Origin of the sequence: Photorhabdus sp. P32, assembly GCF_038085095.1 — a bacterium.
Lineage (GTDB): Bacteria > Pseudomonadota > Gammaproteobacteria > Enterobacterales > Enterobacteriaceae > Photorhabdus > Photorhabdus luminescens.
This window is the reverse complement of record NZ_JAZGJN010000100.1, coordinates 1-1,097: the sequence shown is the minus strand read 5'-3', so window position 1 is coordinate 1,097 and position 1,097 is coordinate 1. Positions and strand designations below refer to the sequence as shown.

General features: G+C 25.3%; 1 protein-coding gene. It reads left to right on the top strand.

From position 1 onward, the window contains the following. Positions 1-144: 144 nt before the first annotated feature. Positions 145-1,097: hypothetical protein (locus V2H77_RS00485; RefSeq protein WP_341497234.1), on the top strand; the 953-nt coding region annotated here is incomplete at its 3' end.

Sequence of the window (1,097 nt, the reverse complement as noted above, 5' to 3'; positions counted from 1 at the left end):
AACGTTCTACTAAGGTCATATCGCCAGTATTTAAATAAAAATCAATGTATTGTTTTCAGCAACTATTTATATTTGCATTCCAGGACGAAATTTCTTAAAGATTCACCAAGGACATTATTTAGATTTTGGTTTTAGAGGGGTAGTATGAATTTAATAATCGCTGATGCCTTGGAATATAAAGGTAGGATAAAAAAATTTGCGTCTGGGAATAAAAATGTCATTGTATTCCTTTTTCTTTTATTACTTCCGGCAAAGTTCAGTGGTATCTTTGAGGTTTTAATGACTTTATCTTCTAATATTATTATTACGGATAACCACATAAAATCATTTTATTTTACTGCCATATCTTTAATAGTATATATAGTATTTTATTTGACTAACATGAGGTTTTTTCCTTCCGCAAAGGAAAATTCAATCATCGTTTCTTTGGTAGGTAAAAAAACATTGTTTTTTTGTCGTATCGTTTTTTTTATTTATAGTGCTTTTCCGATGGTTATTTTCTTTTTTATAGGTTTTTTTTCTGAAAATGTTAATTGTTTACATTACCTTTCATCTATGTTTTTTTTGATAGTTTCTTTTGCTGTAATTGGATTTTGTTTATTTGAGTTAAGTTTTTTGCATTTTTTTATTGTTGCTGTGTTCTTTCTTCTGGCAGCATCATTCAGGAGTGGAATATTATATGATTTGATTTTTACATTAGTTATTCCATTAGTAGCATTGATATTATATTTGAATTTCACACCATGTTATATAATTAATAGAAATAAAAAATTATTTTCATCAGGTTTTTTTTCATTGCCTTATATAATGAACCTCCGCTCTTATTTTAATAAAAATAAAATATCTGTGTTTATTATGGTATTGTCTGTTTTGCTTTTATATCTATTATGTGAAAGTGCTTTTTCTCAAATACCAAACAAGGCTGATTATATATTATTAATATATGCCAGTGTTGTTTTATATATATGCATGTTATTATTCTATAATCTTTCATATATTGAAGTAAATTATCTTTCATATTTATCAAATTTTTTATCTGTGCGTAAAATATTCTTTTTTAAATATTGTGTTTGTTTGTTTTTTTACTTTCTTTGTTT